13 protein-coding genes are annotated in these 14,994 nt (G+C 60.4%); 5 read left to right on the forward strand and 8 right to left on the reverse strand.

The genetic code is table 11. The features are described from left to right. Positions 1 to 75: 75 nt before the first annotated feature. From BUC04_RS03025 to hrpA, 3 genes are all read right to left on the reverse strand, one after another. Positions 76 to 1,167: an OmpP1/FadL family transporter gene (locus BUC04_RS03025; RefSeq protein ID WP_067658465.1), complete on the reverse strand. Its 1,092-nt coding sequence runs from the start codon at positions 1,165 to 1,167 to the stop codon at positions 76 to 78. 158 nt (positions 1,168 to 1,325) lie between these two features. Beyond that, on the reverse strand, positions 1,326 to 2,396 hold the full coding sequence (locus BUC04_RS03030; protein ID WP_067658468.1) for a nucleoside hydrolase: 1,071 nt from the start codon (positions 2,394 to 2,396) through the stop codon (positions 1,326 to 1,328). A 1-nt stretch (position 2,397) separates the two neighbouring features. Next, positions 2,398 to 6,270 (reverse strand): ATP-dependent RNA helicase HrpA, encoded by a 3,873-nt coding sequence (gene hrpA, locus BUC04_RS03035; protein WP_143165513.1) that lies wholly within the window; start codon positions 6,268 to 6,270, stop codon positions 2,398 to 2,400. A 183-nt stretch (positions 6,271 to 6,453) separates the two neighbouring features. Here hrpA and BUC04_RS03040 point away from each other — a divergent pair, with 183 nt between their 5' ends. The 3 genes from BUC04_RS03040 to BUC04_RS03050 are packed head-to-tail and all read left to right on the forward strand — an operon-like array spanning position 6,454 to position 8,280. After that, positions 6,454 to 6,729 carry a hypothetical protein gene (locus BUC04_RS03040; RefSeq protein ID WP_067658471.1) on the forward strand — a complete coding sequence of 92 codons (276 nt, stop codon included), beginning with the start codon at positions 6,454 to 6,456 and terminating at the stop codon, positions 6,727 to 6,729. A 6-nt stretch (positions 6,730 to 6,735) separates the two neighbouring features. Next, positions 6,736 to 7,197, forward strand: coding sequence for a hypothetical protein (locus BUC04_RS03045; RefSeq protein WP_067658474.1), 462 nt, complete (start codon positions 6,736 to 6,738; stop codon positions 7,195 to 7,197). Then, positions 7,198 to 8,280, forward strand: coding sequence for an AI-2E family transporter (locus tag BUC04_RS03050; protein ID WP_067658477.1), 1,083 nt, complete (start codon positions 7,198 to 7,200; stop codon positions 8,278 to 8,280). 65 nt (positions 8,281 to 8,345) lie between these two features. Here BUC04_RS03050 and BUC04_RS03055 read toward each other — a convergent pair whose 3' ends face one another. Genes BUC04_RS03055 through BUC04_RS03075 form a run of 5 tightly spaced genes read right to left on the reverse strand, consistent with a single transcriptional unit; the run spans position 8,346 to position 12,117 of the window. Next, positions 8,346 to 10,184, reverse strand: coding sequence for a hypothetical protein (locus tag BUC04_RS03055; RefSeq protein ID WP_067658479.1), 1,839 nt, complete (start codon positions 10,182 to 10,184; stop codon positions 8,346 to 8,348). Continuing rightward, entirely contained in the window at positions 10,181 to 10,846 is a 666-nt protein-coding gene (locus tag BUC04_RS03060; protein ID WP_156479987.1) for a PilW family protein, read from the reverse strand. The genes BUC04_RS03055 and BUC04_RS03060 overlap by 4 nt, the downstream gene beginning before the upstream one ends. Next, a complete protein-coding gene (locus BUC04_RS03065) occupies positions 10,840 to 11,259 on the reverse strand; it encodes a hypothetical protein (RefSeq protein WP_143165514.1) in 420 nt (139 codons plus the stop codon). The genes BUC04_RS03060 and BUC04_RS03065 overlap by 7 nt, the downstream gene beginning before the upstream one ends. Further along, positions 11,237 to 11,701, reverse strand: coding sequence for a pilus assembly FimT family protein (locus BUC04_RS03070; protein ID WP_067658488.1), 465 nt, complete (start codon positions 11,699 to 11,701; stop codon positions 11,237 to 11,239). Before BUC04_RS03070 ends, BUC04_RS03065 begins: the two co-directional genes overlap by 23 nt. Next, positions 11,695 to 12,117 carry a type IV pilin protein gene (locus BUC04_RS03075; protein ID WP_067658491.1) on the reverse strand — a complete coding sequence of 141 codons (423 nt, stop codon included), beginning with the start codon at positions 12,115 to 12,117 and terminating at the stop codon, positions 11,695 to 11,697. The genes BUC04_RS03070 and BUC04_RS03075 overlap by 7 nt, the downstream gene beginning before the upstream one ends. Positions 12,118 to 12,324: 207 nt before the next feature. Here BUC04_RS03075 and BUC04_RS03080 point away from each other — a divergent pair, with 207 nt between their 5' ends. Next, positions 12,325 to 13,035: a CAP domain-containing protein gene (locus BUC04_RS03080; protein ID WP_067658494.1), complete on the forward strand. Its 711-nt coding sequence runs from the start codon at positions 12,325 to 12,327 to the stop codon at positions 13,033 to 13,035. Positions 13,036 to 13,183: 148 nt separating this feature from the next. Continuing rightward, entirely contained in the window at positions 13,184 to 14,644 is a 1,461-nt protein-coding gene (locus BUC04_RS03085) for a carbon starvation CstA family protein (RefSeq protein WP_067658497.1), read from the forward strand. The last annotated feature ends 350 nt before the right edge of the window (positions 14,645 to 14,994 follow it).

The following is a 14,994-nucleotide window of genomic DNA, read 5'->3' on the forward strand; positions in this document are numbered from 1 at the left end:
GCTTATTTCACCGTATCTTACCTCGCGGATGCAAGCATACCGCGCAATCGATTACGGCCCGGGCAAGCCTTTGGTTCAGAATCGGTAGGAGAGCGAGGTGGAGACCGCCAAGCCCTGGTTTTCGATCGCCACGGTGAAGGGGTCAACCTGCTGCTGCTTTTCGGCGTAACGCTCGTACATCAGGCTGCCATCCCACTGCCAACGCCCCAACAGGGTTCGGCCTAGCCCCAGGCGCCAGCGGCTGTCCCAACCACCCAGGCGATCCACCGCCTGCTCCTGGCTGTAGCCCATCCGTAGCTCCCATTCGCGCCAGCGATAATCCGCCCCCAGCGCCACACGCCAGCTGTGGTTATGGCCTACCAACAGGCCAAACAGATCGGCGTAATCGCGGAATCGCACGCCCCGATCCTCCCAGGCGGTGTGACTGATGGAGAGGTGGGTTTGCCACTGGTTTCGCAACTGGTAGCTGTGGGAAAGCACGGTCATGGACGGCAGGTCCAGATCGATCTCTTCGTTACCAAACTGGGTCGGGGCACGCCAAAGCACACCGACACGGTGCTGGTCTCCCCGCCAGTGGCCACTGAGATTGAAACTGCTGCCGCTCAAACGGCCGCTTTGCTCCCAGCCCCGACAACCCAGCAGCCAGTGGCAATCGCCGGAGGTCAATTGATAGTCTGCCACCAGCCATTCTCCTCCCACGCCTAAGCTCCAGGCGCCCCAGGAGTGGGACAGTGACGGGGCCACCGACACCACGATGGGTTTAAGGCGGGCTTCCGCCTGGCCCAGGTAGCGGATCTGCGGCACCTGGATGTCCGCGGCGGTGCGGCTGTGGATCCCCAGGCCAAAGGACCACTGATCCTGTCGGTGCACCGCAAACATCGAGGGGATAGGATCCGTGGTCTGGTAGCCCAGCTCCGGCATCAGTGGCAGTTCGTAGTCGGTGGTGACCTGGTAGTTCACCACCGAGGCCAGCACCTGGCTCTCGCCCAGCCCCTGCATCGCCGCCGGCAGCTGGCTGGCCACGGTGGCATCGGTGGCTGCGGCGCCATTGGCGTTAGCCAAGGCTGTGGCGCTGGCCGACCACTCCCAGAAACCCAGCCCGGAGGCCGCCACTGAGGGCACAAACAGGCCGCCGCACAGCAGCAGAGCGTATCGTGATTGCGTCATCGTTATCGTCGTTATTGGTTTTTTAGGCGGCGCAGTATCGCAGAAGTGAAAGTCACCCGCCATCACCCAGCCACCAGACACTTAGACTCGCTGAACGCTGTTTCTCAGTGGATCTGTCGAAAGGTAAAAAGGGCAGCCAATGGCTGCCCTCATAACACTCAGCGGTTGAAGTGCTCGCTGAGCAGCTGTAGAAACCGATCCGGGTCCATCTCCGTGACCCAGTTGATTCGGCTATCGGGATTGGGCGTGACCTCGACGGCATAGCCACGCTGCGGATCCATGGCCTCCAGGTCAATCTGGATGCTGACCGGTTCGCTGGCCAGCACCATGGCGGGATCTCGCATCGCCCCGACCAGAAGCGGATCTGCAGGAGTGAACTGATAACCGGCGTCGTCGCCGATAACCGGCACCAGCGCCGGGATCCGGGCCAGCACATGTTGGTCCCAACTGGCGGTCGCGGTAAAGAAGTCCGCCATGGCTGGGTTAGAATCGGTCACACCCTGCATCTGCTCGAACAGTACCGGGTTGCCGGTACGACTGATGCTGCCCCCCTGGAAGGTCTGCTTAATCAGATCGGAGGAAAACAGTGTCATCGGGATCTGCTCCATCGCCATCAATGCGGCGCTGGCGCTCGGATCCATGTTCCAGTTGTAGGTGGTACGCAACACCCCATCATGCTCGACCCAACCACCCATCACATGGATATGTTCAATGCGACCTTGCAACTCTGGCTGTGCCTGCAGCACCGCTGCCAAGTCCGTCGGTGGCGCCAGCAACAGGATCTCCACCGCTTCGTGCTGTTTGAGCACCCGGCACAGCGCGTGGCGCAAAGCACTGTCTGAACGGGGCTGGTTCAGGTTAAGCTCACGCAGGCTGTCCGGGTCGAGGATCCCCTGCCCCTCCTGCTCGTAAGCCCGTGCCGCGGCGGAGGATTGGATGGCAGGAAAATCCTCTGCCTGTCCACCACTGCCCACCACCACGGGAACCGCCTCCAGGCCGTGACTGGTCATCACCTGCTGTGCCAGTGCCTGCTTGCGGCTAGCGTGCATCACCGTACTGCCTACCAGCACCAGCCGATGCTCGGCATGGCCCATTAGCAGTTCCAGGGCGATGCGATCGTCCGGTTCCATGTCGGTGATCACCACCAACGGCAGCGCTGAGGCCCAGCCTGACACCGCCAGTAGCGCAGCAGCCAGCCAGTAGCGGCTTGAGTCTTTCCCTGTCGACACCCTACAGCTCCTTAATCGCATTAAGAATGCGCTTATCCGAGATGGGGTACTTAGTACCCAGGGTCTGGGCAAAGCAGGAGACCCGGAACTCCTCCAGCATCCAGCGGATCTCTGCCAGGGCATCGGGTACAGCCTGGCCCTTGGGCACCTTGGCCAGGGCCTGACTGTAAGCCTGCTCCACCTTCTGGATCTTCATCAGCTGCAGCTTGTCCCGTTGCGGGTCCACCGGCAGTTTCTCTAGCCGCCGTTCGATCGCCTTGAGATAGCGGGCCAGATCGTCCATCCGATCCCAGCCGGTATCCGCAACAAAGCCCTTGTACACCAGCTTATCCAGGTGGGCCTGGATGTCCGACATGGCAAAGGCCATCTCCAGCGAGATCTTGCCCTTGAGCTTCTTGGCAATGGCGCCGCGGGTGGTCAGCACCTTCTCCACCTTGGTGCCGATGGCCACCACGGTGTCGCCCAACTCGGCCCGCACCTTCTCCCGCGCCGCCACAAAGCTTTGCTCGTTGGAGACCGCCAGGTTGTGGGTGGCCAGGATCTCATCGATGCCGGCGTCAATGCAGTCGGCGATCAACAGGTCGACCCGACCGAAGGGGTTAAAGTACATCGCCAGCTTCGACTTGTTAGGCAGCTTCTGCTGCAGGTACTTCACCGGGTTGGGCACGTTGATCAGCAACAGCTTGCGTAAACCGGCCCGGCTGGCCTGCTTGGCCTTCTGTTCGGTATCGAACAGCTTCACCGCTACGCTGTCGCCCTCATCCACCAGCGCCGGGAACGCCTTGACGCTGTAGGCACCGCGCTTCTGCTCGTAGCTATGCGGCAGGGTACCCAGGGTCCAGTCGGTCAGGCCCGATTGCTCGATGCCAGAATCCGCCACCTTGGCGATCACCTGCTTCACCTTGCCCTTGAGCTGCTCCTTCAGCGCCAGCAGGTCCCGCCCCTGGCCCAGCAGACGGCCTTTGTCGTCCTCGACCTTAAAGTTGAACACCAGGTGCGCCGGCAGATCCGCCAGGTTGAAATCCTCCGGCTTGATGGCGGTACCGGACATGCGCAGGAACTGCTTGCACAGCGCCTCGAGCAGCGGCATCTCGAACGGGGTGATGTTGGCCAGCGCCGCGCTGGCGTAGTTGGGTGCCGGCACAAACTGTCGTCGCAGGTTCTTCGGCAGGGTCTTGATCAGCGCCACCACCAGCTCCTGGCGCAGCCCCGGTACCAGGTAATCAAAGCCCTCGCTCTGGTACTGGTTGAGCAGCGCGATGGGCAGGTGCAGCGATACCCCATCGTCTTCGGCACTGGGCTCAAACTGGTAGGACAGCGGCAGGGTGATGCTGTCCTGGGTCCAGAAATCCGGGAAATCGGTCTCGCCGATGTGGTCAGCATCGCGCTTCATCAGCTCCGACTTGGAGAAATCCAGCAGATCCGGGTTATCCCGCTTGGCCTTGCCCCACCAACCGGAGAACAGCTGACGGGTATAAACCCCCTCGCCCACCCGCTCGTCGTAGAAGGCACGCAGGGTTTCGTCGTCCACCAGGATGTCGCGGCGTCGGGATTTGTGCTCCAGCGACTCCACCTCGTCCAGCAATGCCAGGTTGCGCTTGAGGAACTTCTCCTCCAGCCCAAGCTCGCCATTGACCAGCGCCTCGCGCAGGAAGATCTGGCGCGACTCCACCGCATCAATGGGGCCGTACTGGACCTTGCGTTTGGGTACGATCACCACGCCAAACAGGCTGACCTGCTCAAACGCCAGCACCGAGCCGGGCTTCTTCTCCCAGTGCGGTTCGCTGTGGCTCTTCTTCACCAGGTGGGTTGCCAGTGGCTCCACCCATTCGGGGTTGATCTTGGCCACGGTGCGGGCAAACAGCCGGCTGGTCTCGGTCAGCTCGGCGGCCATCAACCACTTGGGCGGCTTCTTGGCCAGCTTGGAGCCGGGGAACACATAGAACTTGGCGTTGCGCGCCCCCTTGAAGCTGCCATCGGACTCCTTCTGGCCGATGTGGGATAGCAGCCCCGCCAGCAGGGCCTGGTGGATCTCATCGTAACCGGCCCGCTCACCCAGGCTGATGTGGATATCCAGGTCATTCAGGCTCTGGCGCACCTGGGAGTAGAGATCCTGCCACTCCCGCACCCGCAGGTAGTTGAGAAACTCGCTCTTACACAGGCGGCGGAACTGATTCGAAGACAACGCCTTTTGCTGCTCGCGCAGGTACTCCCACAGGTTGAGGAAGGCGATGAAGTCCGAGTCTTTGTCGGCAAAGCGGCTGTGCTTCTCATCCGCTGCCTGCTGGCGCTCGATAGGACGCTCGCGGGGATCCTGGATCGACAGGGCGGTGGCGATCACCATCACCTCGTTGACGCAGCCCTTGGGCTTGGCTTCCAGCACCATCCGGGCCAGACGGGGGTCAATGGGCAAGCGGGCCAGTTGGCGGCCCAGCTTGGTCATCTTCGGCTCACCCCGCGACAGGGTGATGGCCCCCAGCTCCACCAGCAGGTTCATGCCGTCGTTGATATGGCGGCCATCCGGCGGCTGCACGAAGGGAAAGGCACTGATGTCGCCCAGCCCCAGGTTGAGCATCTGCAGGATCACCGAGCCCAGATTAGTGCGCAGGATCTCCGGATCGGTAAACTCCGGCCGGGATAGGAAATCCTCCTCGCTGTAGAGGCGGATGCAGATCCCTTCGGAGACCCGGCCACAACGACCGGCCCGCTGGTTGGCGCTGGCCTGGGACACCGGCTCAATCGGCAGGCGCTGCACCTTGGTGCGGTAGCTGTAGCGGCTGATCCGGGCGGTACCCGGGTCGATCACGTACTTGATCCCCGGCACCGTCAGTGAGGTCTCCGCCACGTTGGTGGAGAGCACGATACGACGGCCGCCGTGGGGGGCGAAGATCCGCGCCTGCTCCGAGTGGGACAAACGGGCGTACAGCGGCAGGATCTCGGTATCCCGCAGGTTGCGCCGGTTCAGCGCGTCTGCGGCGTCGCGGATCTCCCGCTCGCCGTTCATAAAGATCAGGATGTCCCCGGGCCCCTCGGCGCACAGTTCGTCCACCGCGGCGAAGATCCCCTCCATCGGATCCATGTCCGGCCCCTCCTCCCGAACCAGCGGCAGGTAGCGCTGCTCCACCGGGTAGGTACGGCCGGACACCTCGATCACCGGAGCATCGCCGAAGTGACGGGAGAAGCGCTCCACGTCGATGGTGGCAGAGGTAATCACCACCTTGAGATCCGGACGCTTGGGCAGCAGTTGCTTAAGGTAGCCAAGGATAAAATCGATATTGAGGCTACGCTCGTGGGCCTCGTCAATGATGATGGTGTCGTACTGGTCGAGCCAACGATCGTGCTGGATCTCCGCCAGCAGGATGCCGTCGGTCATCAGCTTGACGTAGCTGTCCTGGGAGGTCTGATCGGCAAAGCGGACCTTGAAGCCCACGTGCTGGCCCAGCTCCGACTCCAACTCCTGCGCCACCCGGCCGGCCACGGCGCGGGCAGCCAGTCGCCGTGGCTGGGTATGGCCAATCAGGCCACGGGTGCCACGGCCCAGCTCGAGGCAGATCTTAGGCAACTGAGTGGTCTTACCGGACCCCGTTTCCCCCGCCACGATAACCACCTGATGCTCGGCGATGGCCTTGGCAATCTCCTCCCGCCGCTCCGACAACGGCAGGTCTGGGTAGCGGATGCTGGGCAGATCGATGGTGCGCTGGGCCACCCGTTGTTGGCTTTGATCTTTCAGCGCCAACAACTGCTCCTGCACCGCAGCGCGTTTGTCGGCGTCCTTGATCTTCTTCATACCCGCCAAACGCTTGCGAATTGTCGCTGCGTCGTTGGCCATGCAGTGGATAAGCTCTTGTGGCGAAAAGGGGTTGGTGTTGCTCAAGACGGGTTCCTGGGGAAAAGTCGTTAACCGACCGATCCTAGCAGTGGAAGCGGATCAGGTTAAGGGGTGAACCGGCACTGTCTCCCCATCTGACGCTTTTTTCTTCGTTATTCTCTCGGCAAAGCCGAGAGCCGGTGCTTTGCAGCTACCCTTACCAAGGTTCAACACGGCAAGGAGCAGCGGATGCAGAGCGAGATCGCCAAAGAGCTGGCCCGATTGCGGGCCGAGCTGGCGGAGCTGGAGGCACAACAGGCGGCCCAGCCGGATTCCACATCACAGACAGAGCCTTTTGGGTCAGAGCCACTTGGATCAGAATCTGAGGGCCAGGAGAGTGAAACCCTGGAGCAGCAGCTGGAGGAGCTGGGCGGGTTGCTGCACAAGGAGCTGCGCCAGATCCCGACGGTCACCGCACTGGCAGTGTTTGCCCTGGGGATCCTGCTTGGCCGGGGGCTGCGCTGAACCGCCATGAACATCCTCCTTCTCAAGCTGCAACTGCTGCTCAAAGCCGAACTGGCCCTGGCCAAGGCGGAGGCCCGCCGACGTACCCGCCAGGGGGTGATGATGGCGTTGAGCCTGATCTTCCTCGGTCTCGGCCTGGTCTTTGTCAATATCGGCCTTTACCAGGAGTTTGCCGATGCCATGCTCAACGCCAGGGCGGCCTTCACCGTGGCGGCCATCAACCTGGCCTTTGCCGCAGTGCCGGCACTGCTGGTGCGACTGGACCGCCCCAACCCGGAAGAGCAGGCGATCCAGGCCTTTCGCGATCTGGCCTGGCAGGAGCTGTCCCAGCAGGGTAAGCAATGGCAAGACCAGGCCAAGGGGGTGAGCCAGCTGCTAAGCCTGGCGCAAGGCAAGGGCGGCAACGCCCTGGCCCTGGCGCCGCTGCTGGCCCTGCTCACCCGGCTATTAAAGAAGCGAGCCGGCTAGATGCCCTCGCCGCTGCGCTTCAGCATCGCCCGGGTGGCCCAATGGTCGGTGTTCCTGGCGATCCTGGTGACGGCCCTGGTGGTGGGCAAGGCATTTCTTATCCCCCTGGCACTGGCCCTGCTGCTTTGGGTGTTGTTGGCGGCGGTGCGCAGTGCCATCGACGCGCTGTTTGCCCCCCACTGGCGCCCGCCCCGTGCTCTGGTGTTGCTGCTGGCCATCCTCGCTCTGCTCACCACTCACTGGATCCTCATTACTATCCTTAGCAGTCAGGCCGCCGACATAAGCTCCGCGCTACCCCGCTACCAGGCGGCACTGACCGAGCGCAGTGGCACCCTGCTGGATCAGTATGGTCTGGACGGCCTGCCCTCCCTCAATCACCTGCTCGACAGCCTGGACTTGGCGGCCATTCTGGCCTGGTTCGGTGACGCCGCCGGCTCCTTGATGTCCGATCTGGTGCTGATCCTGCTTTACCTTGGCTTCCTGTTGGCAGAGGAGCGTCGACTGGCTCAGAAACTGTCGCGGCTCACCCACGACCCCGACAAGGCCCATCGACTGCAGCAATTGGCCCAGGAGATCGCCCTGGCGGTGCAGCGCTACCTGGGGATCAAGACCGTTGTCAGCTTGCTCACCGGCCTCAGTTGCTACCTGCTGCTGTGGGCACTGGGGCTGGATTTCGCGCCGTTTTGGGGAGTGCTGATCTTCGCACTCAACTACATCCCCACGGTGGGCTCGCTGTTTGGCGTGCTGCTGCCCACCGGCCTCGCCCTGGTCCAGTTCAGTCAACCGGGCCCGGTGCTGCTGATCCTGCTGGGGCTGGGCGGCATCCAGTTTGTCATCGGCAACCTGATAGAGCCGGCCTTTACCGGCAAGTCGCTGAACATGAGTCCGCTGGGGATCATGCTGTCGCTGTCTTTCTGGGGCCTGGTTTGGGGACTGCCGGGCATGTTCCTGTCGGTGCCACTGATGGTGATCACCGGCCTGATCTGCGCACAATTTGATGGCCTGCGCTGGTTTGCGGTGCTGCTGTCAGAAGATGGCACTTTGATGGGGACACAACCCCAGTCCAGCTCCGCATCGAACTAGAACGGCAACCGACCATTCCGGCACGGTGCGTTTCAGGGGCTAATGCCGACTGGGAAAGTCACTGGTTACAGGTAGCGGCTCCACAACAGCACCACCGAGGCATGTCCCTCGCCATCTCCGCTTCCCTCGACAACGGTGACCGCGTCCTCATCGACGATGATATTGATGTTGCTGTTCATGTAGTGCTGATTATTGTTGCGATTAGACTGGGCGCTGACGATACCCCAGATATTAATGTTACTGTCGAACTCCACCCGATTGCCCGCAATCAGGCTACCGTATGCGTTGATGTTGCTTTTGAAGGTGATATCCCCACCTACCGCGTTGCCCTGGTCATCGTAGCTGCCCGCCAGCAGTGCGAAATTGCCAAGGCCACCCCCAACCTGGTAATCAAAACCCTCGCCTAAGCAGAAGTTACTGGGGTAGCTGCCGTTTACCGTAGTGCAAAGTCCAGGCACTTTGCCTTCCAGGCCGGTGATGTCCTTATCATGGCGATGACCATTGCCATCCTGACCGATGAAGTTTGGGGAGTAGAAGGTGTGGTTGCCATCGACAAAGATATTGCCGGTGGCCAGCCAGGTCGCGTAGTAGTCGCCATTGCCCATAAAATTGAGGTTGCCCTCAACCCAGACCACGCCGCGGTTGAAATTGAAATTCTCTGCATCCTTGATGACGAAGGTATTCCCCTCGCTGTCAAAGCAGGAACGTGAACACAAGGTGGCACTGCCTGCCTCACCATTGAGGGTTCCACCGTCTAGGGTATAGAGGCCATCGGCGATACCACTGACATCTTGCACGTCCACCCAGGTCTTGCCGTCCTGACGATAGATAGCGTAATTGGCCAGCTCCCGGAATGCGTAGGCATCAAAGCCCTCCTCCCCGTGCACCGGCTTGACCGGGGTCAGAGCACTGCTGGCGCTGCAGGCACTGCCGCCGTTCAGCGCCACATTGGAGCAGTCCGGGGCTAACACCTGGTCTGCCGGGCTGGCCAACTCAATCAGATGACTGTTGCTACAAAGCTGACCCTGGTTGGGGTAGCTAACCAGGGAAGTGCCACCGTCACCCTGGGCCTGGACCAAGCCCAGGGTATCGTCAGAGCGCTTGCTGTAGATAGTGTCGTTGGCCAGCATATCGCCACCGTTGAGATAACCCCTGTTGTCACAGATACTGCCCAGAGCACGCAGGGTAAGAGAATCACCGCCCTTGGAGTTAAATCGGTGTTTTACCTGGACGTCACCATTGGCGTGGATCTCCCTAACCCCTTCTAGGGTCAGATCGCTGTGGGTGGCAAAGTCCGTGCCCACCTCCAGCTTGTGGAAGCCTTTAATATCCAGCGTATTAATCCCGACAAAATCTTTTACAAACAGGGTCATTCCCTGCTCAGTCTGGTTCTCAAATACAATGTTGGAGTTGACGTTGAGGTCGCCGTTGAACGACAGCTTATGGGCCAGCAGGCCGCCACTTAATGGGCTTTGCTCCGACAACTGATACACCAACCGCAATGTGCTGGTTGAGGTGGCCGCAGTGCCGGCACCGGTCCGGGCGGTTAAGTCCACCGTGGCGCGTCGCAGTGCACTGTCGTAGGCGATGACCTGAGCCGACAGATTCGGTTGTCCGCTGAACTGGAAATCCAGCGGTCCATCGGCGGATTGCGCCAGCAGCCCTACCATCTCTGCATACTCACCCACCTCCAGGCTAGTCAGCAGATAGCGGCGAACCAATTCCGCACCTCGCCAGGCCTCACCCTGAGATTGAGTCACCCCCTGGAAGGCCAAGCTCTGTGCCTGGTTGGAGCGCACCTTGGACATGACTCCCAAAGCACTGGACATGGCAGCAGCCCCCACCAGCAGCATCAACAGCAAAGTGGCCGCACCACGCTGAAGCGGCCAAACGGGATTACTCATGCGGCACTCCGAAAATTAACCAGGCAAAGTTGCAGATCCGCCGGGGCGGGATTGCCATTGTGTTCGGTGCTCAAACTAGTGCTAACTCGAAAACGACGGGTGCCATGGATCCCATTCTCTGCAGCCTCCAAGCCAAAGGGAGCACAGAGGACAGCTTCAAGTGATAGGCTCAGTTGGCCACCGGTCACCAAGGTTTGGCTCTGCCAGGTCAAGGCCTGCCAATCACTCACTGAGTCGCAGCTTTGCGCCTGCATATATTGCATGCCACTGACACCGGCCAACACGCCTGCGCAAAGGTAGCTGCCTCCATCCTGTTGCCAGCCCCATAGCAGCGCATTGCCCGCCCCCTGCGCTCCGATTTGCTGGGTGCCAGACAAGGTGTTACCGGATAGGTTCGCGGACGTCAGCAGGATCAGGTCCTGATCCGGTGCAGCCGACTCAAGACCATAACCGGCCTGGATCGCCAGCCGGCTGATGCGTGAGAGACCGGTGATCTGCTGTCCGTCGCTCTCGGCATTTTGCGAGGCGTTCATCGTCACTTCGACGGTGTTGCGATACGCGGTCATCAGGCCCAACAAACTGATGCTGGCGATCACCAGCCCGACCATCAGGGCTACCAGGCTGGCTCCACCCTGCGAAAGGGTTCGAGCTTTCATCACCACAACTCCATTACACCGTCACCACCGAGCAGGGCCTCACTGTTCTCATTGGCCATGGTTCTCAGAGAAACGCTGGTGATCTGATCCGGCAGGGTATGGCTCAATTGACTTTGTAAGGACACCGTGACTTCGTTGTTTAGGCATACAACATCGTAACTGAGCGTGTGCCCGACCACCTCATTGGATACCGATGCATTTTGGCACAAGGTGGTCAGTTCACTTTGCTCTTGGGTGGATCGCATCTGCAGGCGGGTGAGGTTATGCCCATTGGCCTCAGCTTGGGTGCGCAAGGTACTCTTCAACGCGCCATGCAGACCCAGGAAGGTGATAGTCATCATTACCGTGGAGAGCAATGCCTCCAGCAGAATGTCCCCCCGCTGGCGTCGCATTAGGCTAGAGGATGTCAATCGAGTCACTGATGTTCCCCTTGGACAAGGTCAATTCGGCCGTTGGCGTGCTGCCATTAGCGGCCATTACCAGACCAAAGCTGTTGAGTTCTAGACTGGTGAGCGCTTGTCCATCACTTTGGATTAACACCCCATTGGGCATGGTGACTTGCCACTCTAGATTGGCCGCCAGGCATTCATCTTGTTCCTGGGTCAAGGTACAGAACCCTAGGGTGGCCCCATCCAATCGCAAGCCCACTGCTGGTGCATCCCCGACCACCCCACCGGGATTTCTCAGAGCCAGAGCTCGGGCCTGATCCAAAGCCGCGTTGAAATTGTCCATGCCCTGTTTCACCCTTACCTGGTCCATCCAGGTTGCGCCGATGGGCGCCGATAGCAGCATCAACAGCATGATCAATGCGATCACGACCATCAGTTCCACCAGGGTCAACCCAGCAGACCCCCTCACCATGAACTGATCCCACAGGAGCTGGTTTGACTGCGCACATTGTCCTGGTTCACGGTCAGGACACAACCGTCCAAGGAGCCGATACCGGTAGCGCTCAGGGTGTAGCCGGAGCTAGTGGCGATCAAACTGTAACGAAAATGCTCGCTCTGGGCTGGCTGCCAGCCGCTGGCGGCAGTTTGTGTCTCCGCCGTGGTGGTGGTGGTCACGGTAGGGTAAGTGAGGGTTCTTTGGCGGGTATTTTCCAAGGTCAACGACAGGGCGATAAGATCCGTGGTTGCCGTCTTGGCACGGGTCTGCATCACGCTATCCTGGTAACTAGGTAAAGCCACCGTAGCTAAGATGGCGACAATGACCACCGTAATAAGAAGCTCCAGTAGGGTCACCCCGCTCTGGGCATGCATGACTTCCCCGTACTTCATCGGCTCATCCTTCTCCGACGTCCATCCCCAATGCGCACATTGCGCCAATAAATTCGGCACCGGATATTCGATGCTCTCTTCAGTCTAAATTAACGTTACATCAACATAATACAAGCCTTTTAGCGTAACTTTTCACCGCTTGAGCGCAGATCTTCACTTCGACCGACGGTATCATCAGGAGAGACGGATCCCCGCGAGGCTTGAGCTATGAAACGTCCCTGCTATCGCCGCTGTTACTATGCCGCCGCCCTTGCTCTGGGGCTGCTGATGGGCTGTCACAGCACGGACTCGCCGCCCTCCAGCCCGGTGCCGCAGACGCTCTATCCCGACATGCTGGCAGCCCTGAATTTTGCCCGCACCGATCCGCAAGGTTACGCCGAACAGGTGCTGATCCCGATGCGCCCCTATTATCGCCAGGGTCGGATCTGGCAGCCTCCCTGGTACGATCCGCAGGATAGCTTGCTCAAGGTGGTCGAAACCGATGAAGGGATCGCGGCGCTGGAGGAGACAATACGTTTCATGCAACAAGCCCAGCCCGTTGCCCCGCTGGCACTGGATGACGGCCTCAGCCGGGTGGCCAGCGACTACCGCCAGGCGCAAGCGCGCAACGGAGGCGTCGGTCATATCGGCGACGATGGCAGTACTTTGGCAGTGCGAATAGAGCGATTGGGCCAGTGGCAGGGCAAGATCGGTGAGAACCTGTTCTACGGCAGCGCCGATCGCCAGGTGGGCGCCTTCGTGGTGATGGCCCTGCTGATCGACGATGGCGTGCCCGACCGGGGCCATCGGCTGCTCATTATGGATCCCGCCTTTCGCCTGGTGGGGCTGGCCTGTGGCCCTCATCGGTCCTACCCCTTGGCCTGTGTACAGAACTTCGCCACCGAATTTACCCCTGATCCAGCCTGGCTTAATCCCTGATTCGGATCACACCCCAGCCACAATCACAACCGAGATCACAGCACCAACCCCTAATGCGGGATCCCGATCACAGAGCCGCGAACGCGGTTCGAAACCGTACTGACGCCCCATTACAATCACCACCGAATTCAAAGATTGGAGAAGCGCCATGCTCTGGTTTCTTTCCTGTGTCGCCCTGCTCATCGGTGGCTACTTTATCTACGGTGCCTTCGTTGAGAAGGTGTTCGGCGTCAAGGAGTCGCGTAAGACCCCGGCTCATACCCAGCAAGACGGCGTCGACTACGTGCCGCTGCCGACCCATAAGGTGTACCTGATCCAGTTGCTCAACATCGCTGGTGTTGGCCCGATCTTCGGCCCGATCATGGGTGCCCTTTATGGCCCGGCGGCGATGCTGTGGATCGTGCTCGGCTGTATTTTTGCCGGTGCGGTACACGACTACTTCTCTGGCATGCTGTCGGTACGCAACAACGGTGCGTCGGTCCCCACCATCGTGGGCAAGTACCTGGGTAACGGTGCCAAGCACTTTATGAACCTGTTCGCCATCGTGCTGTTGCTGCTGGTGGGTGTGGTATTCGTGTCTGCTCCGGCCGGCATGCTGACCAACCTGATCAACGACAACACCGGTCTGGCGGTCGGTATGGGCACCATGGTCGCCCTGGTCTTCGCCTACTACCTGGTTGCCACCATCGTTCCGGTGGACAAGATCATCGGTCGCCTCTACCCCTTCTTCGGCGCCCTGTTGATCTTCATGTCAGTTGGCCTGATCAGTGCCATCGCACTGTCGCCTGAGCACAGCCTGCTGGGGGATTACACCGTCAGCCAGATGTTCACCAACATGAACCCCAACGACATGCCGCTGTGGCCGGCGCTGTTCATCACCATCGCCTGTGGCGCCATCTCCGGCTTCCACGCCACCCAGTCGCCGCTGATGGCACGCTGCGTGGAGAATGAGAAGAACGGCCGCTTCGTGTTTTACGGTGCCATGATCGGTGAAGGTGTTATCGCCCTGATCTGGTGTGCCCTGGCTCTGTCCTACTTCGGCTCTGTTGAGTCCCTGGCCGCCGCGGTCAGCAACGGGGGTCCGGGTGCCGTGGTGTACGAAGCCTCCTTCGGTCTGCTGGGTGTGTTCGGTGGTATCCTCGCCTTCCTGGGTGTGGTTATCCTGCCCATCACCTCCGGTGACACCGCGTTCCGCTCCAGCCGCCTGATCCTGGCTGAGTACTTCGGTGTGGAGCAGAAGAGCATCAAGAAGCGTCTGATGATTGCACTGCCGCTGTTCGCCATCGGTGGGGTACTGACCCAGGTCGACTTCGGCATCATCTGGCGCTACTTTGGCTTTGCCAACCAGTTGACCGCAGTGATGATGTTGTGGACTGCCTCTGCCTACCTGGCCAAAGAGAATAAGTTCCACTGGATCAGCACGGTTCCGGCCCTGTTTATGAGCACCGTGGTGACCACCTTCATCCTCAACGACCCGACCCAGGGCTTCGGTCTGCCGCTGCCGCTGTCTACCGCTGCCGGGGTTATCGTGGCCATCACCGCCGCCTACCTGGTGGTGGGGGTGCTGGGCAAGCAGCCCATCGTCGAAGGCGACGAGGTCAATGCCTAAACCTTAGCCGCAGCAAAAAAGCGCCCCACGGGGCGCTTTTTTCTGTTTGCCTGTCAGCAATAATGATTTCTTCAATTTCGGCTTCGTCGCGTTGGCGACGGCAACCAAAGGGGCGTTCCGCCCCCTTGGAACCCCCGTTGCCTCCAATCGGTGCTGAATCCTCGCACCAGCGACATCGCCTAGCGGCACAACCCAGAGTCGACTTCCCTGTCTCCGCTGGTCACTCGGAGCATCCTGCTCCTCGGCCTTGCCGATGACGCCTTTGTTCAGGCACCTCAAAGTCGGCTTAAAAAGCAGGTGGGGCAACCCACCATTGAGGCCTAGCCAGCTTTTCCTCTTTGATATTTGTC

Source organism: Ferrimonas marina (assembly GCF_900129905.1).
Lineage (GTDB): Bacteria > Pseudomonadota > Gammaproteobacteria > Enterobacterales > Shewanellaceae > Ferrimonas > Ferrimonas marina.